General features: G+C 72.5%; 25 protein-coding genes. 13 read left to right on the top strand and 12 right to left on the bottom strand.

Annotation, left to right across the window (positions count from 1 at the left end; genetic code table 11):
* Positions 1-2: 2 nt before the first annotated feature.
* The 3 genes from ACIP84_RS02050 to ACIP84_RS02040 are packed head-to-tail and all read right to left on the bottom strand — an operon-like array spanning position 3 to position 3,012.
* On the bottom strand, positions 3-836 hold the full coding sequence (locus ACIP84_RS02050) for a carbohydrate ABC transporter permease (RefSeq protein ID WP_187624841.1): 834 nt from the start codon (positions 834-836) through the stop codon (positions 3-5).
* A complete protein-coding gene (locus ACIP84_RS02045; RefSeq protein WP_401793405.1) occupies positions 833-1,756 on the bottom strand; it encodes a carbohydrate ABC transporter permease in 924 nt (307 codons plus the stop codon). The genes ACIP84_RS02050 and ACIP84_RS02045 overlap by 4 nt, the downstream gene beginning before the upstream one ends.
* Complete coding sequence (locus ACIP84_RS02040) at positions 1,753-3,012, bottom strand: extracellular solute-binding protein (protein WP_401793402.1); 1,260 nt, start codon at positions 3,010-3,012, stop codon at positions 1,753-1,755. Before ACIP84_RS02040 ends, ACIP84_RS02045 begins: the two co-directional genes overlap by 4 nt.
* A gap of 180 nt (positions 3,013-3,192) precedes the next feature.
* Between ACIP84_RS02040 and ACIP84_RS02035 the strand changes: the two genes are divergently transcribed.
* Complete coding sequence (locus ACIP84_RS02035; RefSeq protein ID WP_355967575.1) at positions 3,193-3,960, top strand: GntR family transcriptional regulator; 768 nt, start codon at positions 3,193-3,195, stop codon at positions 3,958-3,960.
* Positions 3,961-3,995: 35 nt separating this feature from the next.
* On the top strand, positions 3,996-4,760 hold the full coding sequence (locus ACIP84_RS02030) for a GntR family transcriptional regulator (RefSeq protein WP_401793399.1): 765 nt from the start codon (positions 3,996-3,998) through the stop codon (positions 4,758-4,760).
* Positions 4,761-4,872: 112 nt separating this feature from the next.
* Here the strand turns inward: ACIP84_RS02030 and ACIP84_RS02025 are convergent, their stop codons facing one another.
* The 7 genes from ACIP84_RS02025 to ACIP84_RS01995 form a co-directional block, all read right to left on the bottom strand.
* Positions 4,873-5,148 (bottom strand): hypothetical protein, encoded by a 276-nt coding sequence (locus ACIP84_RS02025; protein WP_401793396.1) that lies wholly within the window; start codon positions 5,146-5,148, stop codon positions 4,873-4,875.
* A 159-nt stretch (positions 5,149-5,307) separates the two neighbouring features.
* Complete coding sequence (locus tag ACIP84_RS02020) at positions 5,308-6,216, bottom strand: ADP-ribosylglycohydrolase family protein (protein ID WP_401793394.1); 909 nt, start codon at positions 6,214-6,216, stop codon at positions 5,308-5,310.
* 68 nt (positions 6,217-6,284) lie between these two features.
* The gene (locus ACIP84_RS02015) at positions 6,285-7,127 is read right to left on the bottom strand and encodes a class I SAM-dependent methyltransferase (RefSeq protein WP_401793391.1); all 843 of its coding nucleotides are present in this window, start codon (positions 7,125-7,127) and stop codon (positions 6,285-6,287) included.
* 250 nt (positions 7,128-7,377) lie between these two features.
* Positions 7,378-8,580 carry an ABC transporter permease gene (locus tag ACIP84_RS02010; protein ID WP_355967562.1) on the bottom strand — a complete coding sequence of 401 codons (1,203 nt, stop codon included), beginning with the start codon at positions 8,578-8,580 and terminating at the stop codon, positions 7,378-7,380.
* Positions 8,580-9,434 carry an ABC transporter ATP-binding protein gene (locus tag ACIP84_RS02005; RefSeq protein ID WP_401795605.1) on the bottom strand — a complete coding sequence of 285 codons (855 nt, stop codon included), beginning with the start codon at positions 9,432-9,434 and terminating at the stop codon, positions 8,580-8,582. The genes ACIP84_RS02010 and ACIP84_RS02005 overlap by 1 nt, the downstream gene beginning before the upstream one ends.
* Positions 9,435-9,448: 14 nt before the next feature.
* Positions 9,449-10,543 (bottom strand): peptidoglycan-binding protein, encoded by a 1,095-nt coding sequence (locus tag ACIP84_RS02000; protein ID WP_355967556.1) that lies wholly within the window; start codon positions 10,541-10,543, stop codon positions 9,449-9,451.
* Positions 10,540-11,052, bottom strand: a complete 513-nt coding sequence (locus tag ACIP84_RS01995) for a hypothetical protein (RefSeq protein ID WP_355967554.1) — start codon at positions 11,050-11,052, stop codon at positions 10,540-10,542. The genes ACIP84_RS02000 and ACIP84_RS01995 overlap by 4 nt, the downstream gene beginning before the upstream one ends.
* A gap of 89 nt (positions 11,053-11,141) precedes the next feature.
* Between ACIP84_RS01995 and ACIP84_RS01990 the strand changes: the two genes are divergently transcribed.
* From ACIP84_RS01990 to ACIP84_RS01960, 7 genes are all read left to right on the top strand, one after another.
* Positions 11,142-11,813 (top strand): response regulator transcription factor, encoded by a 672-nt coding sequence (locus tag ACIP84_RS01990; RefSeq protein WP_355967551.1) that lies wholly within the window; start codon positions 11,142-11,144, stop codon positions 11,811-11,813.
* A 44-nt stretch (positions 11,814-11,857) separates the two neighbouring features.
* Positions 11,858-13,096 carry an ATP-binding protein gene (locus ACIP84_RS01985; RefSeq protein WP_401795602.1) on the top strand — a complete coding sequence of 413 codons (1,239 nt, stop codon included), beginning with the start codon at positions 11,858-11,860 and terminating at the stop codon, positions 13,094-13,096.
* 129 nt (positions 13,097-13,225) lie between these two features.
* Positions 13,226-13,804: a TetR/AcrR family transcriptional regulator gene (locus tag ACIP84_RS01980; RefSeq protein ID WP_355967549.1), complete on the top strand. Its 579-nt coding sequence runs from the start codon at positions 13,226-13,228 to the stop codon at positions 13,802-13,804.
* A gap of 148 nt (positions 13,805-13,952) precedes the next feature.
* Positions 13,953-15,428, top strand: a complete 1,476-nt coding sequence (locus tag ACIP84_RS01975) for an MFS transporter (protein ID WP_401793386.1) — start codon at positions 13,953-13,955, stop codon at positions 15,426-15,428.
* Between the two features lie 58 nt (positions 15,429-15,486).
* The gene (locus tag ACIP84_RS01970; protein WP_401793383.1) at positions 15,487-15,927 is read left to right on the top strand and encodes an SRPBCC family protein; all 441 of its coding nucleotides are present in this window, start codon (positions 15,487-15,489) and stop codon (positions 15,925-15,927) included.
* Between the two features lie 115 nt (positions 15,928-16,042).
* Positions 16,043-17,404: a carotenoid oxygenase family protein gene (locus ACIP84_RS01965; protein WP_401793380.1), complete on the top strand. Its 1,362-nt coding sequence runs from the start codon at positions 16,043-16,045 to the stop codon at positions 17,402-17,404.
* Positions 17,405-17,568: 164 nt separating this feature from the next.
* Positions 17,569-18,816 carry a glycosyltransferase gene (locus tag ACIP84_RS01960; RefSeq protein WP_401793377.1) on the top strand — a complete coding sequence of 416 codons (1,248 nt, stop codon included), beginning with the start codon at positions 17,569-17,571 and terminating at the stop codon, positions 18,814-18,816.
* A 171-nt stretch (positions 18,817-18,987) separates the two neighbouring features.
* Here ACIP84_RS01960 and ACIP84_RS01955 read toward each other — a convergent pair whose 3' ends face one another.
* Entirely contained in the window at positions 18,988-19,566 is a 579-nt protein-coding gene (locus ACIP84_RS01955; protein ID WP_401793376.1) for a TetR/AcrR family transcriptional regulator, read from the bottom strand.
* 90 nt (positions 19,567-19,656) lie between these two features.
* Between ACIP84_RS01955 and ACIP84_RS01950 the strand changes: the two genes are divergently transcribed.
* Complete coding sequence (locus tag ACIP84_RS01950; protein ID WP_401793373.1) at positions 19,657-20,103, top strand: anthrone oxygenase family protein; 447 nt, start codon at positions 19,657-19,659, stop codon at positions 20,101-20,103.
* Positions 20,104-20,202: 99 nt separating this feature from the next.
* On the opposite strand, the gene ACIP84_RS01945 is transcribed toward ACIP84_RS01950, so the two are convergent.
* Entirely contained in the window at positions 20,203-21,579 is a 1,377-nt protein-coding gene (locus ACIP84_RS01945; RefSeq protein ID WP_401793371.1) for an MFS transporter, read from the bottom strand.
* A 153-nt stretch (positions 21,580-21,732) separates the two neighbouring features.
* Here ACIP84_RS01945 and ACIP84_RS01940 point away from each other — a divergent pair, with 153 nt between their 5' ends.
* The 3 genes from ACIP84_RS01940 (at position 21,733) to ACIP84_RS01930 (ending at position 24,840) form a co-directional block, all read left to right on the top strand.
* A complete protein-coding gene (locus ACIP84_RS01940; RefSeq protein ID WP_355967531.1) occupies positions 21,733-22,776 on the top strand; it encodes an ABC transporter substrate-binding protein in 1,044 nt (347 codons plus the stop codon).
* Positions 22,777-23,068: 292 nt separating this feature from the next.
* Positions 23,069-24,031, top strand: coding sequence for a FecCD family ABC transporter permease (locus ACIP84_RS01935; protein WP_401793368.1), 963 nt, complete (start codon positions 23,069-23,071; stop codon positions 24,029-24,031).
* Complete coding sequence (locus ACIP84_RS01930; RefSeq protein ID WP_401793365.1) at positions 24,028-24,840, top strand: ABC transporter ATP-binding protein; 813 nt, start codon at positions 24,028-24,030, stop codon at positions 24,838-24,840. Before ACIP84_RS01935 ends, ACIP84_RS01930 begins: the two co-directional genes overlap by 4 nt.
* Positions 24,841-24,847: the final 7 nt, after the last annotated feature.

Here is a 24,847-nt window from a genome sequence, read left to right as displayed (position 1 = left end):
CGTTATCCCTTCACGGCTCCGCCGGTCATTCCGGCGGCGACCCGGCCCTGCAGGACCAGGAAGAGGACGAGGACGGGCAGGGCGAAGAGGGTGGAGGCGGCCATGGTGGCGCCCCAGTCGGTGCCGAAGACATTGGAGAAGGACGACAGCCAGACGGGCAGGGTCCGGTCGTCCTGGTTCTTGATGATGAGCATGTTGGCGAAGGCGAACTCGTTCCAGGCGGTGATGAACCCGAAGAGCGAGGTCGCGAGCAGTCCGGGAGCCAGCAGGGGGAGCGTCACCCGGCGGAACGCGGCGGTGCGGGTGCATCCGTCGACCTGCGCGGCCTCCTCCAGCTCGGCGGGGACCGCCGCCAGGAACGAGCGGAGGGTCACGATGGTGAAGGGCAGGGTGACCATGAAGTAGACGAGGCTGAGGGTCGCGAGCCGGTCGAGCAGGTCGGCGTCCCGGGCGATCACGTACATCGGGATCAACAGCGCTTCCCACGGTGCCACTTGGGCGATGAAGACCATGAGGATGAAGCCCCGCCGGCCGCGCCAGTTCATCCGGGCGACGGCGAACGCCGCGGCCAGTGCCACCACGAGGGCGAGCAGGACGCAACCGGCGGTCACGAGCAGGCTGTTGCGCCAGAAGATCCAGAACCCGTCGGCGGCCACGGCGTTCCGGAAGTGCTCCAGGGTGACGGAGACGGGCAGGAACCTCGGTGTCTCGGACTGGATGTCGCGGGTCGGCCGGAAGGCCGTGAGGACCATCCAGTACACCGGGAAGACGGCCAGGACGAAGACGAGCGCCGCCGCGGTGTTCAGGGGGAGTCGGCGCAGGGCGCGTGGTGTCACCGGTGGGCCTCCTGTCGGAGCATCTGGCGGAAGTAGGCGATCAGCACGGCCACGAGGAGGAGCACGGTGAGCGTGGACACGGCCGCCCCGAGGTCGTAGCGGTGCAGTGACTGGGCCACCCGGTAGGCGTACACGGGCAGGGTGGTCGTCGCCTCGCCCGGTCCGCCCTTGGTCACCGCCCAGATCTGCGCGAAGCAGCGGAACACCCAGATGACCTCAAGGCAGAGGACGAGGCCGAAGATCGGGCGCAGCAGGGGGAACGTGACCGAGCGGAAGATCCGCCGGGCCCCCGCCCCGTCGAGCCGGGCCGACTCGTACAGCTCGGCGGGGACGGTCAGCAGCGCCGAGTGCAGCGTGATCGCGGCGAACGGCACCGACTGCCAGACCACCAGCAGCACCAGGACGGTGAACGCGGCGGGGCCGTCCGCCAGCCACGAGTACCCCTCGAAGGACTCGAACCCGAGCCGTACGAGCACCCAGTTGACGACCCCGAGCCGGGAGGCGAAGAGCCACTGGAAGACGGTCGTGGTGGCGATGACCGGGCTGGCCCAGGCGAGGACCAGACCCGTCGTCACCAGGATCCGCATCCGCCGGCCGAGCCGCTGCATCATCAGGGCGACCAGCGTGCCGATCACCATGATCAGGACGACGTTGACCAGGGTCCACCAGAAGGTGCGCCGGACGACCTCCCAGAACTCCGGGTCGGCGAGCACGGTCCGGTAGTTGCGGAACCCCACGAACGCGGCGTCGCCGCGGATGAGTTCGCCCATGCCGTACTCCTGGAAGGAGATCAGCAGATTGCGGACGAAGGGATACCCGAGGAGGAGCAGACCGCCGAGGACGGTGGGGGCGACCAGGAGGTAGGGCCAGAAGGCCGCTCGGCGCGACCGGTCGGGGAGCCGTACGGCGGGGCCGCTCACGGGCCGAGGGTCTTGGTGATGCTCTGCGAGGCGGTCGCGGCAGCCTGTGCGGGATCGGTACCGGTGAGCACGGCGGTCATGTACTGCTTGATCGGGTTGGTGGCCTCGACGGCCGCCCACTGCGGGGAGTTCGGTGTCGCCCGGCCCTGCGCCGCGCCCGCGGCCATGGCCGCCGTCCCCTCGTCGTCCTGGATCACCCGGGCGAGCGACGTGCGGTTGGGCACGTAGCTCATGGTTCTGGCCATGTCCGTCTGCCACTTCTCGCCCGCGAGCGCCTTGACCACCTCGTACGCGGCCTCCGGGTGGGTCGACGCCTCCGGCACGATGAGGTCGGAGCCGCCGGTGAAGACCGCGCCGGGCTTCCCCGCGGTCTTGCCGGGGATCGGGAAGAAGCCGAGCTTGCCCTTGAGCGCGGGGTTGATCTCCTCGACGATCTTCGCGCCGCCGGGTACGGCGATGATCTGGGCGACGGCGCCCTTGGCGAAGACCTCGGCCTGCGGAGGCCTGGCCTCGTCGGAGTCCTTGGGGCCCTTGCCGAGGGCCTGGAGCCGCCGGTAGAAGTCCATGCCGGCACGCGCCTGGGTCGTGTCGAGAGCGCCCTTCCACGCGGACCCGTCCTTGACCGCGAGGTCTCCGCCCTCCTCCCAGATGAAGCCCGAGAGGGTGTACCAGTTCTGGCCGGGCAGGTAGATGCCCTGGGTCCTGCCGCGGTTGAGCTTCGCGGTGACGGCGAGCCACTCGGCCTGTGTCTTCGGCGGCGTGGTGACGCCCGCGCGGGCGAACAGGTCCTTGTGGTAGATCACGACCCGGTTGGCCGCGTACCAGGGGATGCCGTACTGCTTGCCGTCGATCTTCCCCGGCTCGGCGAGACCGGGCAGCCAGTCCGCGCCGTTCAGCTCGGCCGTCCTGTCGCTGAGGTCGCGGACGCCGCCGCTCGCCGCGTACTGCGCGATCTGGGTGTTGCCGACCTCGATGACGTCCGGGGCGTCCTTGCTGGCGAGGGCGGCCGTGACCTTCTCCCCTATGCCGTCCCACTCCTGGATCTGGATGTCCAGGTCGATGTCCTTGTGCTCCGCCTCGAAGCCGGTGCGGAAGCGGTCGAGGAAGGCGTCGGTGACGCTGTCCTTCATGATCCATACGGTGACCTTCTCCGGTCCGCCGGAGGCCTTCGGGTCGTCCGGTCCGCCACAGGCCGTGGCGGTGAGGGCGACGGTCGCCGCGAGGGCGACGGAGCCGGCGAGGGGACGAGTCTTCACGGGCACCTCGATGAATGGTTGACCAATTGGTCAAGTGGTCAGGTGTGTGACCAGAAGGTGGCACGGCCGAGTGAAGTCGTCAATCCCTTGAAAAACATGGGTTGTTCACGGGGTCCGGGCTCAACAGCTCCGGCTAGTATCGGACTTACCAGTTGACCAGTCGGGATGAGGGTGGGCGGCATGAAAGACGGCTCCTCCAACGGGGTGCTGAAAAGGGAGCGGGTACGGGAGCACCTGCTGGGCCTGATCGAGGCGGGCGGCCCCGGCGACCCGATCCCCTCCGAACGCACCCTCTGCGCCGCCCTCGGCGTCTCCCGGCCCACCCTGCGCGCGGCCGTCGACGAACTCGTCGCCACCGGCGCGCTGGTACGGGAGCACGGCCGCGGCATGTTCGTCGCCCCCGCCAAGATCACCCAGCGGCTCGCCCCGGACGACGCGGCCTTCACCGTCCCCCCGGCGTCGGGCAGCTGGTCCAGCACCGTCCTGGAATCCGCCACGGTCCGGGCCGGCGCCCGCATCGGCCGCAGGCTCCGCCTCTCGCCCGCCGCCGAACTGCTCTACGTCGCCCGCCTCCGCCTGGTCGACGGCTCGCCCATGGCCATCGAGCACCTGCACATCCCGGCCGACCTGGTGGGCGCCGCGCTCACCCCGGAGGAGCTCGAGGCGGGCGACCTCTACGACCATCTGCGGGAGCACCACCGCGTCCACGTCCAGGAGGCCACCCAGTCGATCGAACCGACCGTCGTCAGCGAGGACGAGGCCGCGCTCCTCGACGTCCCCGTCCTCTCGCCCGCCCTGCTGATCGAACGCCTCACCCTCGACACCGCGGGCCGCCCCGTCGAGTACGTCCACTCGGTCTACCGCGGCGACCGCTACCGCATCGTCTCCCGCCTCGACTTCACCCGCGACGGCCTCGTGACCTCCTCGACGGAGGGGGATGCATACTGACCCGCAGCGGAACGGCGCACGGGGGAGTGGACGGCATGGAGCTGAAGCGGGAGCGCGTACGGGAGCATCTGCTGACCGTGATCGAGAGCCGCCGTCCCGGCGACGCCATCCCGTCCGAGCGCACCCTCTGCGCCGCCCTCGGCGTCTCCCGGCCCACCCTGCGGGCGGCCGTCGACGAACTCGTCGCCACCGGCCTGCTGGTACGGGAGCACGGCCGCGGCATGTTCGTCGCACCGGACAAGATCACCCAGGAGCTGGTCGCCGAGCGCCGGGCGGCGGGCGCGCCCCGGAGCCGCGGCGACTGGACGAGCACCGTGCTCGCCCTCCGCACCGTACGGGCCGGCGCCCGCATCGGCCGCAGACTTGCGATGTCCCCCGCGGCGGAACTCGTCCACGTGACGCGCCTCCGGCACGTGGACGGCGCCCCGATCGCCCTGGAACACCTCCACGTCCCGGCCGACCTGGTCCCCGGTCTCACCGCGGCCCACATGGAGGGCGGCTTCTACGCCCATCTGCGGGAGCGGCGCGGGATCCGGCCGGCCCACGCCGTCCAGTCGATCGAGCCGACCGTGCTGAGCGAGGAGGAAGCGGCCCTGCTCGACGTCCCGGTCCTGTCACCCGCCCTCCTCTTCGACCGGATCACCTCCGACGCGGACGGCAGACCCGTCGAGTACGTCCGCTCCCTCTACCGGGGCGACCGCTACCGGATCGTCTCCCGCCTCGCCCTCGGCGACGGCACGCCAGGCGACCCGGCGACGGACGCGGCTCGGGGCGGGACGTGGTGGGGGACGGTGGAGTGACGAGCGATCATCCGGTGCGCCGGGTGAGCACGTCACGGGTGAGGGCGAGGTGGGACTGCTCGGGGTGCGTGGTCAACGAGACGGCGACGCCCATGAATTCACCCAGAACGGGCTAAGGGCGGGCGCGTTCCGTGGTACGCCGTGCGGGCGGGGGGCCGGGCCGGTAAGCGGGGCGGATGCAGCACCGCCAGTACCAGTCGCCGACGAGATCGTGCCGTACCCCGCCGTCCCGCAGGACGACGAGCACGCCGTCCTCGAACCGCAGCCGGTCGCCCGCGGCGAGGAGGAGCGGAGACGCCGGCTCGAAGGTGTATCCGTCGTCGTGCTCGAACGCGTCCACGAGGACCGCCCGCGAGAGCGGCGTACTGCCGTCGGCGATGAGGCGCATACCGGGAGTATCACACCGGCCGACCCGCCGGCGGGGCGGAGTTTCCGAGCGGACCGGACAGCAGTGCGGGGGCGAGCTCACGCCACTCCCGCCCCGGCAGCGCGGCCTGCCGTGTCCAGGGGCCTCACCTCGCGCGGCACCGGGGGACAGGACCCGCCGTCACGGGATGTCCGACGGCAGCGGTTCACGAGCCGCGTGCCAGGCCGGCGGGAGGGCGGCGACCCCCGTCCGGGCGGCGATCACGCCGCCCGCGATGGCGCAGGTGGTGTCGATGTCACCGCGCCCGCCGACCGTGACCCACAGGCCCTCATGCAGGTCGTCGAGGTGCCCCGCCGCACACCACAGCGCGTAGGGAACGGTGTCGGGCCCGGACATCCGGTAACCGGAACCGAGCACCTCCGCGGCGTGCCGTACCGAGGTGCGCTCCGGCATCCGGGCCGCGATGCGCAGACCCGACCGGACGTCGCTGTCGGGGAGGCGGGCGGCGACGTCCCGCAGGAACTCCGGCCGCGCCGGAGCGGGTCCGCCCCGGCTGCGCGTCGCCAGCGCGGCGGCGACCGCGACCGCCACCGCCCCGGCGACCGCCTCCGGATGGTGGTGCGAGACCGTGCTCTGGCAGGCGGCCTGCTCGACGACGACGTCGAGATCGGCGGCGTGCCAGGCACCGAGCGGGGCGACGCGCATGGCCGCGCCGTTGCCCCAGGAGCCCTGACCGCCGAACTGCCCGGCGACGACCTCCCGCCAGGGCTCGCCCGCTCCGATCCGACGCAGCACGTCGTGCATCGAGGCCCCGTACCCGCGGTGGGTGTCATCGGCGTAGGCCGCCGCGAGGCCCCGAGCGAGACGGTCCTGGTCGACGACGCCGCCACCGTCGGCGAGCTCCCGGACGAGCACGAGCGCCTGCGCGGTGTCGTCACTCCACTGCCACAGCGGCTCCGGGGGCGGGGTCCGTGTCTCCAGGGCCGCAGGGCCCTCCCGGCGCAGGATGCCGAACCATCGGTCACCGAAGGCGTCGCCGAAGGCGAGGCCGTGCAGGGAGTCGAGGGCGGCGGCAGGCACGTTGATCATCGGAGGAGTATCACAGCGGGCCGGCGTCCCCGGCACCGTGTTTGTGTCCCACGGTGCGCCCGACCGCCTCACCGCCGGTGCGCGACCGCCAGTTCGATGAGATACCGCTTGGTCACGCGGCCGTCGTACCGCCCGTCGATCAGGCCCGCCACGCAGGCCAGCAGTCCGTTCCTGGCAGCTTCCGGAAGAGCGCGGTGGCCGGAGTAGGTCTGGAGCAACTCCAGGTACTCCGCCGTGGTGTAGGTGAGGTCCTGCTCGTAGCGGCGGAAGGCCGTGGGTCCGAACGCACCGCACCGCGCGACCTCCCCGGCGTGGTCCGAGCCGTCGACGTCGGCGGCCTCCGGAGGTCGTGTCCCGGGTGTGGTGTCCGGATCGAAGCGCTCGTAGCAGCGCTGGACCTCGACGAAGAACTCCTCGGTACCACCGTTCACGTGCTGGGTCCGCACCACGGCGAGCGCCCCGCCGGGACGGAGTGCCTCGGCGGCCTTCGTCATCCGCACCGCCGGGTCGATCCAGTGGAAGGCGGTCGCTGCGAAGACCACGTCGAACGAGTCGTCCGGCAGGGGCCAGCTCTCGAAGTCCGCCGTGACGACCTCCACCTCCGGGACCCCGTCCAGGTTGCGGCGGGCGACCGCGGCCATGCTCGGTCCCGCTTCGACGGCGGTGATCCGGAAGCCTCGCCCGGCCAGCGGCAGGGTGGCTTGGCCGGTTCCGCAGCCGATCTCCAGTACGCGGCTGCCGGGGCCGGCGCCGCCGAGCTCCGCGAGGTCGTCGTACAGGTCCGGCGGGTAGCCCGGCCTGGCCCGGTCGTACAACTCCGCGTCCTCGTCGAACGTCCGGCTCAGCCGCACGCGCCGGGACGCATCAGGTCGGTCGTCACGCCGGGCGCCGTGCGCGGTGTCGTCGGGCATGCAGAGCAGGCTAGAGGATGCCCGTGGCATGCAGGGCAGGCTAGGGGATGCCCGTCCGTTCTGAGCCGCGGGCCGCCCGCCCGCTCTGACGCCCCGGGCCGACCGGCCCGCTGACGCCCGGCCGCGCTTACGCCCCGGCCGCCCGGCGGTGAGCCGGGCGGCCGGGGGCGTGCGGAGGAGCGCGGGCGTGCGGAGGAGCCGGACGGCCCGGGGACATGCCGAGCAACCGCGTGTCGGTGCCCCGGCGTTCCTATGCCGTCGCGAGCGCCAGCGTCGGAGACAGGCGTGACGCCCTGACCGCCGGGTACAGGCCCGCGACCGTGCCGATCGCGAGCGTCGCCGCGAAGCCGCCGCCCACCGCCCACAGCGGTACGACCCATGGCAGACCGCCCGTCGACGCGTACACCCCCGTCGCCGCCCCGCCGAGCGCCACACCCGCGAGGCCGCCGAGGCCGGACAGCATCAGGGACTCCGTCACGAACTGGATCCTGATCTGGCCCCTGGTCGCGCCCAGGGACCGGCGGAGACCGATCTCGTGGCGGCGTTCGAGGACCGAGATGATCATCGTGTTGGCGACGCCGACCCCGCCGACCAGGAGCGCGATCCCCCCGAGCCCCAGGAGCAGCGTGGAGAACGCGCCCTCCGTCGCCGCCTTGGCCTTGAGCGCCGACGACGGATCGCCGACCGACACGTTCTGCGGGTTCTGCGGATCGATCGTCGGAGCGAGCAGTCGCTGCACGTCCTCCACGGACGCGTCGGTGGACCGCTCGTACACCGTCGTCGGATGTCCGTCGAAGCCCAGCAGTCGCTCCGCGCCCGCCCAGCCGACCAGCGCCGACCGCTCGATCTCGGGCGCGAGCGGCAGCGGGTCGAGGATGCCGATGACCGTGAAGTACCGGTCGTCGATCCAGACCTGCCGGCCCGGCTCGGTGATCCCGAGCCGCTCGGCGGCGACATGGCCGAGGACCACGGACGGGTAGCGGCCCGTGGCCGCGTTCAGCCAGGTGCCGGACGCGAGCTCGCCCCTGAGGACGTCGAGGAGTCCCTCCGTCGCCGCCTTCACCGCGATCCCGCCGGTCTCGGCCTCCGGGATCTTCTCGGAACGGCGCACCGAGCTCCTGAGGTCACCGGTCCCGGCGGCCTCCTCCACTCCCTCGATCCGGCCGACCATCCCCACCGCGTCCTTCGGCAGCTTGACCTCCTGCCCACTGAACATGCCCTCGCCCGGCTTGGCGACCAGCATGTTCGTGCCGAGCGCGTCGAGCTGGCGCAGCAGTTGGGCCTGGCTGGAGGCGGAGATACCGACGACCGCGATCATCGTGGCGATCCCGATGGCGATGCCGAGTGCCGAGAGCACCACGCGTACGGGTCTGCTCCGCAGCCCGGCCGAGCCGACGTGAAGGACGTCCCGCGGACCGAGCCGAGCGGCCGTGAGTTTCCTCGTGCGGGACATCAGGCCGCGACCTTTCCGTCACCCGAGCCATCCGCCGCACCGGGTGTACCGGGCGCACCCGGCGCACCGGGGACGCCGGCCGCATCAGCCGCATCAGCCGCATCAGCCGCACCAGCCGCATCAGAGACGCCGGCCCCGCCGGACGCGAGCGACGTGTCCTCCACCACCCGCCCGTCCCGAATCCGCACCTGCCGCGGCAACCGCCCCGCGATCTCCGTGTCGTGCGTGATGACCGCGATCGTCGCGCCCTCCGCGTTGAGTTCGTGCAGGAGCGTCATCACCGCCTCCCCGGACGCCGAGTCCAGCGCGCCCGTCGGTTCGTCGGCGAGCAGCAGAGCCGGTTCGCCGACCACCGCGCGCGCGATGGCGACACGCTGCTTCTGCCCGCCCGACAGCTCGTGCGGCCGGTGCTTCATCCGGTCGGCGAGGCCCACCCGGGCCAGCGCGTCGGCGGCCATCCTGCGCCGTCGCGCACGGGGAAGCCCGGAGTACAGCAGCCCCTCGGCCACGTTCTCCAGCGCGCCCACGCCGGGCACCAGATGGAAGGCCTGGAAGACGAAGCCGATGCGGCGGGCGCGGAGCGCCGACAGCCTGCGGTCCGACAGGGAGGCGATGTCGTGCCCGGCGATCTCCACCGTGCCGGCGCTCGGCCGGTCCAGGGTGCCGACGATGTGCAGCAGCGTCGACTTGCCGGATCCGGACGGCCCGACGATGCCGAGCAGCTCCCGTTCCCCGATGGTGAGATCGACGCCGTCGAGGGCACGGACCCCGCCCGCGTACTCCTTGGTGACTCCGCGGAGGCGTACGACCGGTGTCGGCGTCCCTCCGGGCGTCGGGGTCGAGCTCGTGGCCATGGCCGAGGTCGTCGTCATGCGGACGGCACCCCGACCTTCATGCCCTCGCGCAGCCCCTCGCCCCTGACCTCGACCCGGCCCTGCCCGAACATGCCGAGCTCGACCTCCAGGTCCCGGGCCGTTCCGTTCTCGACGACCTGGACGCCGAAGCCGCCGCCGGGCAGGGCGAGCAGCGCGTTCACGGGTACGGTCAGGACATCCCGGCGCGTCTCGCCCGTGAGGTCGACGGTGACCGGGGACTGGTCGATGCCCTTGACCTTCTCCGGCTGGTCGAAGGAGACCGTGACGGAGATCTTCGGCGTCCGGTCCTGCGGATCGTCGCCCGCCGACGCGGTCTTCCCGACGGCCGACACCTTCCCCGGAAGCTCCGTACCGTCCGGCAGCCGGACCTTCACCCGCGTCCCGGTCTTCGCCGACTCCGCCTCCGCCACGGGGATGTCGAAGCGTACGACCCGCTCGGAGCCGGTCACGGTGAGCACAGGACTGCCCGGCGCGGTCCGGTCGCCGGGCGCGCCGCCCGCCTCCTTCACCCGTACCGCGCTGCCCGCGAACGCGATCTGGTCCGGGCCGACGGTGCCGGTCTGCTTCAGGTCGTGGGACTTCTGCCACCGCTTCACGGCGGCGGCGGTCTTCGCCGTGTACTCCTCGTCGACGTCGAATCCGACGTACCCGAGGGCGGCGAGGTTCTCCTCCAGCTGACGCACGTCCCTGCCCTTGTCACCGGTCTTGAGCGTCCGGTACATGGGCTCGGCGCCGTACATCAGACGGACCGGGCCGCCCTCGACCTCGTACAGCCGCTCGTCCCGCCCGACGACCGAGCCGGCCGCCGCGACCCAGGTGAGGACCCCGGCCGGACCCGCGTTGATCTTGCGCTCGCCGAGGTGGCCGAGGGTGCCGTCCTGCTGGGAGCTGTTGCTCAGGTCGCCCCGGGTGACAGGAGCGGTCGCGGCCGGGAGGCCTTTCGCGTCGGTGGCACCACCGGATCCGTCCGCCGCCCTGTCGGGCGCGGACACGGCGGTGACCGCCGCGCCGCCGCCCGCGACGGCGACGATGGCCGCGAGGGCGAGCACCAGCCGGCGCCGGGCCATCGGCCGCTCGCCGCCGCTCATCGGGCCACGCTCTCGCACGCCTTGGCGGCCTTGTCGAACTTCTGCTTCTCCGCGCCCTGCGGTATCGGCATGGCCGCCTGCGCCCCGCCGTCGAACTTGGGGTCGGGCATGTTGAAGCCGTTCTCCCGCATGCACTTCGCGTATGCGAGCGCCTTGTCCTTGTCGGCCTGCGTCGGCTCCTTGCCGAAGCCGGCGCCGCCGGCCTTGCCCTGGCAGGCCTTGAACGCCTTCTCCATCTTCTCCTTCGACATGCCGTCACCACCGATGGTGAGCCCGACGCCCTGCTCGCCGGGCTTCGGCTCGGGCACGTCGAGACCCTGCTCGCGCAGGCACTTGCGGTGCTCGAAGGCCTGGTCGGCCTTCTTTCCCTCGTCGCTCACGCTCCCGTCCTTCCCGCTCCCGGAGCTGCCCGTGTCCGAGCCCGGTCCCGAGCAGGCGGTGGCGAGCAGGGTGAGGGCGGCGGCCAGGGAGGTGGCGGCGGCGGCCCGGGTGATCCGTCGAATCGTCATGGCGTGGAGCGTGCCGCGAAGGGGTGTTTCGTTTCTCTCAGCGGTTTCGTTTACACCGGCGAAAGGTCGCTTTCGGATACACAGGGGGCATGCGCGTACTGGTGGTGGAGGACGAGGCGTTTCTCGCCGAGATGATCGCCGAGGGGCTGCGCCGCGACGCGCTCGCCGTGGACGTCGCGGCCGACGGCCTCGAAGCTCTGCGGAAGATGCAGTTGGGGGAGTATGACGTGCTCGTCCTGGACCGGGACCTGCCCGGGGTGCACGGCGACGACGTCTGCCGCCGCGTGGTCGAACAGCGGCTGATGACCCGGGTGCTGATGCTGACGGCGGCGGGCACCGTACGGGACCGGGTCGAGGGCCTCGGCCTCGGTGCCGACGACTACCTGGCCAAGCCCTTCGCGTACGACGAGCTGCTCGCCCGTGTCCTGGCACTGGGCCGGCGTGCCCGGCCCGCCCTGCCGCCCGTACTGGAGCGGGCCGGGATCGTCCTGGACACCGCCCGCCGCCAGGCCAGCCGGGACGGCCGCCATCTGCAGCTGTCACGGAAGGAGTTCGCCGTCCTGGAGGCCCTGCTGCGGGCCGAGGGCGCGGTGGTCAGCGGCGAGGACCTGATCGAGCAGGTCTGGGAGGAGCACACCAGCTACCGCACGAACGCGGTCCGGGTCACGCTCAGCAAACTCCGCGCGAAGCTCGGCGAGCCGCCGGTCGTGGAGACGGTCCCGGGCTCGGGCTACCGGATCGGGTCAGGAAGCAGGTCGTGAGCCAGGTCGTGAAGCGGGTCAGGAAGCAGGTCATGCATCAGTTCATGACGGGGGAGCGGGCGCGGCTGACCGCCCTGTACGGGGGACTTCTGCTGCTCGCGGGCGCCCTGCTGACGGGGGTCGTGTACTTCCTCGTCAAGGAGGGCCTGTACTCGTCGATCAGCCTGGCCGTCACCGGGACCGTACCGGCGCAACGGCTGGAGGAGCTGCCGAGCCCGTATCCGTCCGCGCTCACCAGCGCAGTTCCGGCCAGTCCGTTCCCGGCCAGTATCCAACCGGTGAGCCCGCTCCCCGCGAGCCCGGCCCCGAGCGGCGCCACCCGGCTCCCCAGCGAGGTGCTCGCGATCACGCGGTCGGTGAGCGGCGCGGCGGAGTCGGCGGCGCTGGAACGCCTTCTGACCGTGTCGCTGATCGTGCTCCTCGTGTACGCGGTGCTCTCCGTCGTGCTCGCGTGGTGGATGGCCGGCCGGGTGCTCCGGCCGGTGGCCGTGATCACGGAGACGGCCCGCCGGCTGTCGGGCGAGAACCTGCACGAGAGGATCGCGCTCGACGGGCCGCCGGGCGAGCTGAAGCGACTCGCCGACACCTTCGACGGGATGCTCGGCCGCATGGAGGGGCTGGTCTCCGCCCAGCAGCGGTTCGCCGCGAACGCCGCCCACGAGCTGCGCACGCCGGTGGCCGTGCAGCGCGCGGCAGCCGAGATCGGGCTCGCGGGGGAACCCTCTCCGGAGCGCGTCGCCCGCATCCGGGCGAAGCTGATCGAGGTCGCGGACGACAGCGAACGGATCATCGAGGGCCTCCTGCTGCTCGCCGCGTCCGACCAGGGGCTCCGGGAGCGACGTCCGGTGGCCTTGCACGAGGTGGCCCGGCAGGCGGCGGACGCGCTGGCGGCGGAGGCCGCGGACCACGAGGTGACGGTGTCGGTACGGGCCCTGCCCCTGACGGTCGACGGCGACGCCGTGCTCCTCGACCGCCTGGTGCACAACCTGGTCGTGAACGGTGTACGCCACAACGCCCCCGGCGGCCGGGTCGAGGTCCGTACGGGTCCGGGAGGTGTCGAGGTGTCGAACACCGGACCCGAGGTCCCGCCCGAGACGGTCCCGCTGCTCTTCGAGCCCTTCCGCCGCCTGACGGAACGCACCCACGGCCCTGGTGAGGGCGCGGGTCTCGGCCTCTCGATCGTCGAGTCGATCGCCCGGGCCCACGGCGCGACGGCGGAGGCGTTCCCGAACCCGGAGGGCGGCGGGCTGACGGTGCGGGTGCGGTTCGGCGGGGCGAGGTGAGGAGGGCTTGGCGACGGCTGACCGACGGAGCGACGGCTGAGCTGCGGGGCGACTGCTGAGCGACGCGGTGAGGCCTGGCCGACGCGGCCACGCTTGACGCCGACAAAGTGTGAGTGGTTAAGTACTCACATGAAGCCAGAACGCCCCCGCCAGTTGTCCACCGCCGAGGAGCGCCGCGCGACGGTGCTGCGTACCGCCATCGGCGCCTTCGCCGCCCGCGGTTACTTCGGCACCACGACGACCGAGGTGGCCAAGGCCGCGGGCATCTCCCAGGCCTACGTCTACCGGCTCTTCCCGAACAAGGAATCGCTGTTCGTCGCCGTCGTGGAGCACAGCTTCGTCCAGGTGCGCGCCAGCCTGGAGCGGGCTGCGGCCGAGGCGCAGGGCAGTACTCCGGAGGTCGTCCTGTCGGCCATGGGGGACTCGTACGCCAGGTTGATCAGCGGCAGCGAGGGCGACAGCGACCTGATGCTCGTGCAGCTCCAGGCGCAGGCGGCCGCGACGTCCGAGCCGGCCGTACGCGAGGCCGTGCGGCAGGGCTACGCCCGTCTCGTGGAGTACGTGCGCGGCGCCTCGGGCGGCAGTGAGCGGCAGGTCCAGGAGTTCTTCGCGCTGGGGACGCTGTGCCATCTGATCGTGTCGATGGGGGCGGGCGAGGTGGACGCCCCCTGGAGCCGGACGCTCGCGGCGGGCATCAGGCACTACTGACCCCGGGCCCGCTTCGGCGGGCCCGTGAGTGACCGGTGCGCGGGGAGCGATCGGCGGGGCGTTGCGGCCCCGCCCGCTTTTCGGGCATGCATGTGAGTGGTTGACCACACAATGAGCTCGCGAGAGCTCGACGAGGCGGGAGTTTGTCGTGCAGAAGCCACCCGGAACCATCACCCCGCGCCCCTGGGCCGCGCTCGTGGCACTGGCGGGCGCGCAGTTCACCGTCATGCTCGCGACGTCGATCGTGAACGTGGCCCTGCCTCAGATCCGGGCCGGAGTCGGCCTGTCGGACAGCGGGACGACCTGGGTCGTCAACGCCTACGGTCTCGCCTTCGGCGCGCTGCTCCTGGCCGGCGGCCGCGCCGCCGACCTCCTCGGCGGCCGGCGGGTCCTGCTCGCGGGACTCGGCCTCTTCGGGGCGGCGTCACTCACGGCCGGACTCGCGAACACGCCGGAGGTGCTGATCGCCGCTCGCGCCGTGCAGGGCCTCGGGGCGGCGGCCGTCGCCCCCGCGGCGCTCGCGCTCCTGACGGGGCTGTTCCCGCCCGGTCCGGAACGGGGGAGGGCGCTGGGGGTCTGGGGTGCGGTCTCCGGAGCCGGAGGCGCGGCCGGTGTCCTCCTGGGCGGCGCTCTGACGCAGGCGTGGGGCTGGCCGTGGATCTTCCACGCGGTGGCCGGGGGATCGCTGCTGGTACTGGGCGCCGTCGCCGTGACCGTCACACCCCCGTCCGACGGTGAGCCGACGGCCCTGTCCGGCGACGAGCAGCCGAAGCGGGGCCGGTTCGATCTGCCCGGCACCGCGAGCGTGACGCTCGCGCTCACCGCCCTGGTCTGGGGGCTGACAGACGCCCGCCGCTTCGGCTGGGCGGACGCCCAGGTGCTCGGAACCCTTGCAATCGCCGCCGTACTCCTCGTCGTCTTCGCCCTGATCGAGCGACGGCATCCCCACCCCCTCCTGCCGCCGCGGCTGTTCGCCGACGCCAGGGTGGGAACCGGAAACGCGCTCATGGCGCTCCTCGGGTCGGTGTGGATCGCCCTGTTCTTCTTCCTGCCGCTCTATCAGCAGCACGTGCTCGGCTCCAGCCCCTTGGCGACGGGTCTGGGTCAGCTGCCGCTGGCCGGAGCGATCATGCTCGGTTCGGCCTCGGCCCCGCGTGTCGCCCGACGGATCGGACCGTCGGCGACCGTGACGGCGGCCCTGCTCACCGAGGCGGGCGGGCTGCTGTGGCTCGCACGGATCGGCGCCGACGGCAGCTACGCCGTCGACGTCCTGGGCCCGAGCCTGCTGATCGGGCTCGGTCTGAGCATCGCCTTCGTCCAGCTCACCGCCCTGTCCGTCGAGGGCGTCCCACGCACCGACGCGGGCCTGGCCGGGGGCCTGGTGAACACCACACGCCAGATGGGCGGAGCCATCGGCCTCGCCGCGCTGGCCACCGTGGCCGGCTCCGTCACCGCCCATGCGGAGAACGGCGGCCGACCGCACCTGGAGGCGCTCACCGCCGGCTACCGCACCGCATTCGCCGTCTCGGCCGCCGTCCTCACGGTCACAGCGGTCCTGGCCCTGATCCTCGCCCGCCGAGCGAGCCGCCGCCCGATGCCCGTCCCTCTGACGCCCACGTCCTGACCGCGACAGCAGCCCCGTTCCCCACGCACGACCCCTCACGAGAGAAGGAAGACCCACCATGCACACCATCGACGAGAACGCGCCCGTCATCGTCCGTCTGTCCACCGTGATCGACGCTCCGGTCGAGAGGGTGTGGCAGCTCCACACCGACATCGACGCCTGGGCGACCTGGAACGCGGACGTCGACCAGGCCACTCTCAACGGCCCTCTGCGAAGCGGCACTTCCTTCACCTGGAGGACCCACGGCCTGGACATCACCTCCACGGTCACCGAACTCGTCCCCGGCGAGCGGATCGTGTGGGGCGGCCCCGCCGACGGCATCACCGGCATCCACGTGTGGACCTTCGAGCGGACCGGCGACCGGGTCACCGTCCGCACCGAGGAGTCGTGGAGCGGCGCACCCGTCGACGCCGCGACCGAGGAGCTCGGCCATGCCCTCGACCACTCCCTGCGGAGCTGGCTGAACGCCCTGAAGGCCCGTGCGGAACGCGGCCTGTAAGGCCGTACGGCCCCGCTCGACCCCGCACCCCCACTCATCGCACCGCATCTCATCGCACCGCCCCGCACCGCACGTCGAGACACGACCTGACACACCGAGAAGCGAGGTTCCAGCCATGACCAGCAAGCCCTACCTGACCGGCCACTACACGCCCGCCGTCGACGAGATCACCGCGACCGGGCTGACCGTCGAAGGCAGCCTGCCCCCGGAGCTGTCCGGCCGGCTGATCCGCAACAGCCACAACCCGAAGCCCGGCGTCACACCCACCCACTGGTTCAAGGGCAGCGGCATGGTCCACGGCATCCGGCTCCAGGACGGCCGGGCGGAGTGGTACCGCAACCGCTGGGTGCACACTCCCGCGCTGGAAGGCGCCCCGTACATGACCGAGACGGGTCCCGACCTGACCGCGAGCACCGCAGGCACACACGTCATCGAGCACGGCGGACGGCTCCTCGCCCTGTGCGAGGCCAACGTCCCGTTCGAGCTGACCCGTGATCTGGACACCGTCGGCGCCTACGACTTCGGGGGCAGGCTGCGCAGCGCTATGACCGCGCACCCCAAGACCGACCCGGTCACGGGGGAACTGCACTTCTTCGGCTCCTCGCCCTTCCCTCCGTACCTCATGTACTACGTCGCCGACCCGAAGGGCACGATCACCCGGAGCGTCGAGGTCCCCGGCGCCACGGCCGCACTCAAGCACGACTTCGCACTCACCCGTCACCACGTCGTCTTCGTCGAGGGCACGGTGTCCTTCGACCCGAGCGAGCACTCCGGCATCCCCTACGCGTGGAACGACGCCCAGCCCGCCCGGATCGGCGTCATGCCCAAGGGCGCGGACGGCGCGGCGCGCATCCGCTGGTTCCCCGTCGAGCCCGGCAGCATGCTGCACGCCGCCAACGCCTACGAGGACGACAGGGGCCGCATCGTCCTCGAGGGTCCCACCGTCGACCGCGAGGGATTCCGACTCTCCTGGAACTGGTGGGTCGGCGCCCCGGGGCGCGGAACGGAGCCCAACACCCGCTCCTCCACACGGCGATGGGTGATCGACCTGACGACCGGAAGCGTCGACGAGCAGATCATCGACGACCTGGCGGTGGAGTTCCCCACCCTCAACGAGGACTTCCTCGGTACGGAGCACCGCTACCAGTACGCGGTGTCCTTCCCCGACCAGAACGGCCTCGGCGGCTACGGGATCGTCAAGTACGACCGTACGACCGGTACGCGGAGCATCCATGAGGTCGGCGACGCGCGACTGCCGAGCGAGGCGGTCTTCGTGCAGGCCGCAGGGGGCACCCGGGAGGACGACGGCTACCTGCTCACGGTGGTCTCCGACCTCAAGCAGGACGCCTCGCAACTCCTGGTCCTGGACGCCTCGGGCCTTGACCGGATCGCGACGGTCCAGCTGCCCCGTCGTGTCACCGCGGGCATCCACGGCTCATGGATCCCCGACACCGCCTTCGCGGACGACGAGAACTGACGAGCCGCGCGGGGGGAGGGCGCCGGACGACCGGGACCTGCCGGCGCCCTCATGATCAACTTACCGGTGGGCGGGGGACTTGTGGCAAGGCCGGGGGCATGCCGCAGAATCACCGACCGAACGCCAGGGCGTTCTGACCGAGAGACGGAACAGGGAGCTGCGGGATGCGTGTGGTGCTGTCGACCTACGGAGGGCGCGGGAGCGTCGAGCCCATGGTGGGACTCGCGGTGCGGCTGAGGGAACTCGGTGCGGAGGTCCGGGTGTGCGCACCGCCGGACGAGGAGTTCGTCGACCTCTTCGCCGGCATCGGTGTGTCGCCGGTCCCGGTGGGCCGGCCTGTGCGTCCCATGGTGGCCTCGGTGGAACCGGGGTCCACGGTGGGCCTGGCGCAGCGGGCGGCGGAGCTGATCGCCGCCCAGTTCGGCACGGTCGCCGCGACGGCCGAGGGATGCGACGCGCTGGTGGCGACGGGTCCGCTGCCGGTGACGGCCGGCGCGCGGTCGGTCGCGGAGAAGCTGGGCATCCGCTACGTACACGCGAGCCATCAGCCGGTCATCCTGCCCTCGCCGCACCAGCCGCCGCCCGCAAGGCGGGGCCGGCCGTTGCCGCCGGGAGTGAAGGACAACCGCGAGCTCTGGGAACTGGACGCCAGGAACGCGAACGAGATGTTCGGCGCGGAGATCAACACCCACCGGGCGGCCATCGGCCTGCCGCCGGTGCACCATGTCCGCGACTACGCCTTCACCGCCCGGCCGTGGCTGGCGACGGACCCGGTCCTGAGCCCCTGGCCGGATTCGTCGGGTCTCGATGTGGTGCAGACGGGCGCGTGGACACGACCGGACGACCGCCCGCTCCCGCCCGGCCTCGTGAAGTTCCTGGACGCCGGCGCCCCGCCGGTGTACGTGGGCTTCGGCAGTACGCCGATGGGCGCCGACATCGCGAAGAACACGGCCCGGGTGGCGGTCGAGGCGATCCGCGCACAGAACCGCCGCGTGATCCTCGCCCACGGCTGGGCCGGCCTGGACCTGATCGACGACGGGGACGACTGCTTCGCCGTCGGCGAGGTCAACCAGCAGGCGCTGTTCGCCGGAGTGGCGGCCGTCGTCCACCACGGCAGTGCGGGCACCACGACGATGGCCGCGCGGACGGGCGTGCCTCAGGTGGTGGTGCCCCAGGGCGCGGACCAGCCGTACTGGGCGGGTCGGGTGGTCGGCCTCGGCATCGGCGTGGCGCACGACGGCCCGACCCCGACCGTCGCCTCCCTCCTGGCGTGCCTCGAAACGGCCCTGACCGCGGAGACCCGCGCACGGGCCCGGGCGGTGGCGGCGACGATCGACACGGACGGCGCGACGACGGCGGCGCGGCGGCTGCTCGCGGAGATCGACCCGAACGGGCGGTCGCTGCCTGCCTGAACCGTGGCCGGCTGCCCGGCACACCGCGTCGGCCTCACCCTCGTCCTCCCGCCCGCCTCCTCCCCGACCGCCGCTGCGGATCGGCCGGGAGGCGGGCGGCTGCCTTCTCCCGCCGCGGCGCGGCGATCCGCGCGCGGCCGAACCCGACGTGCTCGTCGCAGGGACGGCGTGTCAGGTGACGGCGAGTCGGTCCACCAGGAGTTCCACCCTCCCTTCGGTGTGCTCCGGCGGCAGGCGTCCCGCCCTTGTCAGGGTGGCCAGCCCGTGCAGCGCCGCCCAGAACACCTCGGTGAACAGCCCCGGGTGGACGCCGTCCCCGGCGACCTCGCCGAGGCTTTCCAGAAGGGCGGCGAAGGCGTCCTTGAGTGGCTCCGGGGTGTCCTCGTGCGCGAACGCCAGGCCGCCGTCGAGGTGGAACATGGCGTCGTAGACCGCCGGGTTGCGCTGGGCGAAGTCGAGGTAGGCGTGGGCGAGTGCGGCGACCCGGCCGCGGGGCCCGTCCGCGGCGGCGGCCGCGGTCCGCACCGCGAGGGCCATCTCGGTGGCGCCCTCGAGGGCGACGGCGCCGATGATCTCGCGCTTGCCGCGGAAGTGGCTGTAGAGGACGGGCTGGCTGTACTCGATCCGCTCGGCGAGGCGGCGGGTGGTGACCGCGTCCCAGCCCTGCTGCTCGGCGAGTTCGCGGGCCGTCGCCACGATGAGACGTTCGCGCTCGGCCCGTTCGCGTTCCTTGCGTTGTTGTACCGACATGGGAAAATTCTAGCACTGCTAGACAACCGAGCGGCAGTAGTACTAGCGTTGCCTCATCAGCTAGCGGCGCTAGATCCCAGGAGGGTCATCATGCTCAACGCACTCGAGGTCTTCACCACCGTGGTCGTCGGACTGATGGTGGGAGTGGAGTTCTCCGTCGCCTTCATCATGAACCGGATCCTGGACGCGCTTCCCGAGGACAGTGGTCAGCTCGGCCACGCCCACGGCGGCCGGATGCTCGGCGCCCTGATGCCGGTCTGGTACATAGGCTCGCTCGTCCTCGTCGCGATCTGGGCCGTCGCCGGACGGCATCACCACGGCGTTGGGATCGTCGTCACCGCCGGCGGGCTGCTGATCCTCAGCGTGGTCATGTCGATCCTGCTGCTCGTCCCGATCAACAACCGAAACAAGACCTGGACCCCCGACAACCGGCCCGCCGACTGGAAGGAGCAGCTGCAGCGCTGGAACCGCTACCACTACGTCCGCGTCGCCGTCATCATCGCCGCCTTCACTCTGCTGGTCACCGCCCTCGCCTGAGCCCGGCCGACATCGCGCCAAGACGCCCCCGTGAGGGGGCGTCGGCGTCGTTCGTGTGCGTCCTGTCCGAGACTCCCGGGTCGGCCGGCCGGTCGCCGGTCAGTCGGTCCGCGCCTCCGTCGGGGCCGTACGCGCGAAGTGGCGGGCCGTGGGCACGAGTGCAGCGGCCGCCGGTACGAGGAAGCACGCGGCGGCGCACAGGGCGAGGACCGGGGTGACGCCGAAGTGGTCGATGGCGGGCGCGATCAGGGCGAGGCCGAGGGGTGCGAGCCCGTAGGACACCAGGAAGTCCAGTGACGAGACGCGGGCCAGTTTGTCCGGCGCGACCTCGCGCTGGGTGGCGGTGAACCAGGGCACGTTGAACAGCTCGATGCCGATCCCGGCGACGGCGTACGCCGCGACGACCACGGCCGGGTGTACCGGCAGCATCAGACTCAGCGGCGCGACACCGTACGCGCCGAGCCCGGCGAACGCCGCCCAGCCCTGGGAGCGGGGCCGCAGGCGGGCGATGACGAGAGCCCCTCCGAGGGCGCCCACGGTGTACGCGGTCATCGCCGCGGCGAGAACCCACTCGGTGTCGTAGCGGTCCCGGCTGATCAGCGGCAGCGCGACGCTGGTGGCCGAGTAGCCGAGCGCGATGACGGCGACCAAGGCGGCGAGTCCGGCGAGGAACCACGGGTGGCGGCGTGCCTCCCGTATGCCCTCCATGAATTCCGCGCGGAACCCGGTACGCGGGGACGGACCCGTGACGGATTCCGTGGTCGTCTCCGTACCTGCACCAGCCTCCGTACCTGAACCAGCCTCCGTGGCCGGACCCGAATCCGCGGCCGGACCCGCCTCGACGACCGGGCCCGTCTCCGTCGCCGCCACGACGCCACCCTTGCCCGGTGCCAGCGCGGCGACCAGCCACAGCGCCCCGATGCCGAGCAGCAGCGTACGGACGTCGAGGAAGGCCGCGAGCAGCGCGGTCAGGGTGGGTCCCGCGAGCGTGGAGCCGCGTACGGCCATGGTCATGGCGGCGTTGGCCTGCTGGCGTCGCGCGGGTTCGACGGTCTCGGCCGTGAGCGCCTGGAACGCCGGCCGGCAGGCGCCCTGCCCGGCGCCGGCGAGGGCCGCGGCGAACGTCATCAGCGCGAGCGACCGGCCGAGGCCCGCGGCGAGCAGGGGCGCGGCGGCCGCCGCCGCGAGGGCCGACCAGAGGACGACGGCGCGGCGGGAGTGCCGGTCGGCCAGTACGCCCCCGACGGCGACGGCGGCGAGGAATCCGGCGGTGCGGGCGGCGAGGACGAGACCGAGTCCCGCGGCGCCGAGGTCGCGGTGCAGTACGGCGAGCCCGAGGACGAAGGGCAGGGCCCAGGTCGCGAGGCCGGACGCGGTGGTGCCCGCCCACAGGCGCAGGAACGCGGCGTCCAGCAGGACGGAACGCGGGGGCGGGGCGGGGGACTTGGCCGCTGCGGGCGCGGGTGTGGTGGCCACGGTGTGGTGCTCCTCGAAGGCGGGGGAGCGGGTCGGTGAACCGCCCCCGGGTTCCTTAATGAAAATGATTGCCATTACAGTACCCTTCGAACGCGGCACTCCTGCCCGGTGCACGACCACACCCATGCCCGTCCCTCCCAGACCGGAGAACCCATGCGCCACCCCGTCCGTCTCGGTATCGCCCTGACCCTCGCCCTCGCCACCGCCGGCTGCTCCGCCGCAGGCGGCGGCGGGTCGGCGGCGGACGCCGAGCCCGCCGCACGTCCCACCTCGAAGGCCGGCACCGGCGTCACCGTCACCAGCTGCGGCCGCCAGATGTCGCTCGCCGGGCCGCCGCGGCGGGCCGTCGCCCTGGACCAGAGCTCGACCGAGACCCTGCTCGAACTCGGGCTCCAGGACCGGATGGCCGGCACGGCCAACCTCAAGACCAAGATCCCCGCCCCGTACGCGGAGGCGTACGCGAAGATCCCGGTCATCGCCCCGAAGATCGCCACCGGCGAGCAACTGCGCGCCGCCACTCCCGACTTCGTCGTCGCCGGCTCCGCCGACCTCTACACCAAGGACCGCGCAGGCACCCGCGAGGAGCTGGACGCCCTGAAGGTCCCCACCTTCGTCAGCGCCGTGGACTGCCCGCAGCACAACCCGCCCGGCCGTACCCCCTTCGAGCTGCTCTTCTCCGACTACGAGAACCTGGGCAGGCTCTTCGGTGCCGAGGAGCGCGCCGGCAAGCTCGCGGCGGACCAGCGCGCCGCGGTCGCCAGGGCGGGCGCGAACGCCTCGAAGGAGCCGCGGGGCGCGGACCGGCCGACCGTCGTCTACCTCTACTCCGTCTTCAACGGCATGCCGTACGTGGCGGGCAGGACCGGCCTGCCCAGCGAGATGAGCCGGATCGTCGGCGCCAAGAACGCCTTCGACGACGTCCAGGAGGACTGGCCCGAGGTCTCCTGGGAGGAAGTCGCCCGGCGCGACCCGGACTTCATCGTGATCGGCGACCTCTCCGAGCGGGGCCGCCCCGGCGACAGCGCCGCCGAGAAGCGGGCCACGATGACGGCGCACCCGGTGATCTCGCGGCTGGCCGCCGTCCGCGACGACAGGATCCTCGAAGTGCCGGGCATCGAACTCGACCCGTCGGTCCGCTCCGTACACGCCCTCGGACTGCTCGCCCAGGGCATGAAGGACCTCGGACATGCCCGCTGACCCGCCCCCCGGAACGAGCCCGGCCGACCTCCTGCTCCCGACGGCCCGCGAGAGCGGCCGTACGGCGGAGGCCGCCACCCCCGGGCACCTGACGCCGGGTCCGCCGACGCCGGGCGGCCGAACCGGCAGGCCCCGCAAGGTCACAGCACCCCACCCCACGGCACCCCGCCCTGGAGGCCCTGTCCCCGTGGGCTCGCGGACCGAACGCCCCCGCCCCGCAGGTTCTCGCTCCGAAGGTTCTCGCCCCGGAGTCCCCCGCTCCCTCCTCCTGTTCCTCTCCACGGCCACCCTCGTGGCCTCCATCGCCGCGGCCGTCCGCGTCGGCACCGCCGACACCGGTTGGGCCGACCTGGCCCGCGCCCTCGCCACCCACATCGGCCTGGACGTCGAGCCGCTGCCCCCGCTGGTGGACTCGCTCATCTGGGACCTGCGCCTGCCGCGCGTCCTGATGGCCGCGCTCGTCGGCGCCTCGCTCGCCGTGTGCGGCACGGTGCTCCAGGCGGTCACCCGTAACGCGCTCGCCGACCCCTACCTGCTCGGCGTCTCCTCCGGCGCGTCGGCCGGAGCCGTCGCCGTCGTCGTCCTCGGGATCGGCGCGAGCACACTCGGGGTCACCGGGGGCGCGCTCGTCGGCGCGTTGCTCTCCTTCGCACTGCTGCTCCTGCTGTTGAGACGTACCGGCCTCGACTCCGTCCGCATCGTCCTCACCGGCGTGGTCGTCGGCCAGCTCCTCACCGCGCTGACCTCGCTGATCCTGATGGCGTCGGCGGACGCGGACACGACGCGGGCCGTCACGCACTGGCTGCTGGGCTCGATGGCCCCGGCCCGCTGGAGCACCGTCGTGGTCTGCGCGATCGTCACCCCGCTGGGCCTGGCCGTGGCGTGGCTGTGTTCGAGTGCCCTCGACGGGCTCGCCTTCGGCACCGACACCGCCGCCTCCCTCGGGATCGGCGTTCGGCACACCAGGATGCTGCTGCTCGTGGTGACGGCCGCGCTCACCGCGGTCGCCGTGGCCACCGTCGGCGCCATCGGGTTCGTCGGGCTGATCGTGCCCCACGGGGTGCGGTTTCTCGTCGGACCGCTGCACCGGGTGCTGTTGCCGTACGCGGCGCTCGCCGGCGCGGTGTTCCTCGTCTGGACGGACGCGCTCGCACGGATCGCCTTCGCACCCCGCGAGGTCCCCGTCGGCGTCATCACCGCACTCCTCGGCGTACCGCTCTTCCTGCTCGTCCTGCGCAGGAGGGGCGAACTGTGAGGATCGCCGCCGAGAACCTGAGCTGGTCGGTGGCGGGCACACCGGTGGTACGTGAGGTCAGCGCGAGCATCGCCTCCGGCGAGACCGTCGGTCTCCTCGGCCCGAACGGCTCCGGCAAGTCCTCCCTCCTGCGCTGCCTGGCCGGGCTCCGAGCCCCGGACGCGGGCTCGGTCCGGTACGACGGCACATCGGTGGGGGAGTGGAGCGCGCGCAGGATCGCCCGCCATGTCGCCTTCGTCGCGCAGGACTCGGGCGCCGACAGCGATCTGCGGGTCGCCGACGTCGTCAGCCTCGGCCGCACCCCGTTCCGGGACCGCTGGCGCGGAGCGGACGACACCGACCGGGCGGTGATCGCCGCCGCCCTGGAGGTCGTCGGCCTGACCGCGCTCGCCGGACGCTCCTGGAAGGCCCTGTCGGGCGGCGAACGCCAGCGCGCCCACATCGCCCGCGCGCTGGCCCAGCAGCCGTACGCACTGCTGCTCGACGAACCCACCAACCACCTCGACGTGAAACACCGGCTCGAACTGATGGAGCTCCTGACCGGCACCGACCGGACCGTCCTGGTCGCGCTGCACGACCTGTCCCTCGCCGCCCGCTACTGCGACCGGCTCCTGCTGCTGCACCACGGCCGACTCGTCGCGGCCGGCCCTCCCGAGACCGTCCTGACGGCCGACCGGCTCGCCGAGGTGTTCGAAGTCGACGCCGAACTCACCACCGACGCCCTGGGGCACCCGACCGTCAGTTACCGCCGTCCTCTCGGCGCACCCGTGCCGACGCCCCCACCCACCTCTGAAAGGACCCGACCTTGACCACGTC

The organism is Streptomyces sp. NPDC088707, assembly GCF_044752725.1.
Taxonomy (GTDB): Bacteria; Actinomycetota; Actinomycetes; order Streptomycetales; family Streptomycetaceae; genus Streptomyces.
This window is presented reverse-complemented; position numbering and strand designations above follow the sequence as displayed.

Bases quoted from the DNA above. Each gene is read 5' to 3' on its own strand.
- ACIP84_RS01965 (WP_401793380.1), top strand. From the start codon at position 16,043: ATGACCAGCAAGCCCTACCTGACCGGCCACTACACGCCCGCCGTCGAC.
- ACIP84_RS02030 (WP_401793399.1), top strand. From the start codon at position 3,996: ATGGAGCTGAAGCGGGAGCGCGTACGGGAGCATCTGCTGACCGTGATC.
- ACIP84_RS01970 (WP_401793383.1), top strand. From the start codon at position 15,487: ATGCACACCATCGACGAGAACGCGCCCGTCATCGTCCGTCTGTCCACC.
- ACIP84_RS01950 (WP_401793373.1), top strand. From the start codon at position 19,657: ATGCTCAACGCACTCGAGGTCTTCACCACCGTGGTCGTCGGACTGATG.
- ACIP84_RS02010 (WP_355967562.1), bottom strand. From the start codon at position 8,580: ATGTCCCGCACGAGGAAACTCACGGCCGCTCGGCTCGGTCCGCGGGAC.
- ACIP84_RS02000 (WP_355967556.1), bottom strand. From the start codon at position 10,543: ATGAGCGGCGGCGAGCGGCCGATGGCCCGGCGCCGGCTGGTGCTCGCC.
- ACIP84_RS02005 (WP_401795605.1), bottom strand. From the start codon at position 9,434: ATGGCCACGAGCTCGACCCCGACGCCCGGAGGGACGCCGACACCGGTC.
- ACIP84_RS01990 (WP_355967551.1), top strand. From the start codon at position 11,142: ATGCGCGTACTGGTGGTGGAGGACGAGGCGTTTCTCGCCGAGATGATC.
- ACIP84_RS01960 (WP_401793377.1), top strand. From the start codon at position 17,569: ATGCGTGTGGTGCTGTCGACCTACGGAGGGCGCGGGAGCGTCGAGCCC.
- ACIP84_RS02025 (WP_401793396.1), bottom strand. From the start codon at position 5,148: ATGCGCCTCATCGCCGACGGCAGTACGCCGCTCTCGCGGGCGGTCCTC.
- ACIP84_RS02015 (WP_401793391.1), bottom strand. From the start codon at position 7,127: ATGCCCGACGACACCGCGCACGGCGCCCGGCGTGACGACCGACCTGAT.
- ACIP84_RS01985 (WP_401795602.1), top strand. From the start codon at position 11,858: ATGACGGGGGAGCGGGCGCGGCTGACCGCCCTGTACGGGGGACTTCTG.
- ACIP84_RS02035 (WP_355967575.1), top strand. From the start codon at position 3,193: ATGAAAGACGGCTCCTCCAACGGGGTGCTGAAAAGGGAGCGGGTACGG.
- ACIP84_RS01955 (WP_401793376.1), bottom strand. From the start codon at position 19,566: ATGTCGGTACAACAACGCAAGGAACGCGAACGGGCCGAGCGCGAACGT.
- ACIP84_RS01980 (WP_355967549.1), top strand. From the start codon at position 13,226: ATGAAGCCAGAACGCCCCCGCCAGTTGTCCACCGCCGAGGAGCGCCGC.
- ACIP84_RS01995 (WP_355967554.1), bottom strand. From the start codon at position 11,052: ATGACGATTCGACGGATCACCCGGGCCGCCGCCGCCACCTCCCTGGCC.
- ACIP84_RS02020 (WP_401793394.1), bottom strand. From the start codon at position 6,216: ATGATCAACGTGCCTGCCGCCGCCCTCGACTCCCTGCACGGCCTCGCC.
- ACIP84_RS01940 (WP_355967531.1), top strand. From the start codon at position 21,733: ATGCGCCACCCCGTCCGTCTCGGTATCGCCCTGACCCTCGCCCTCGCC.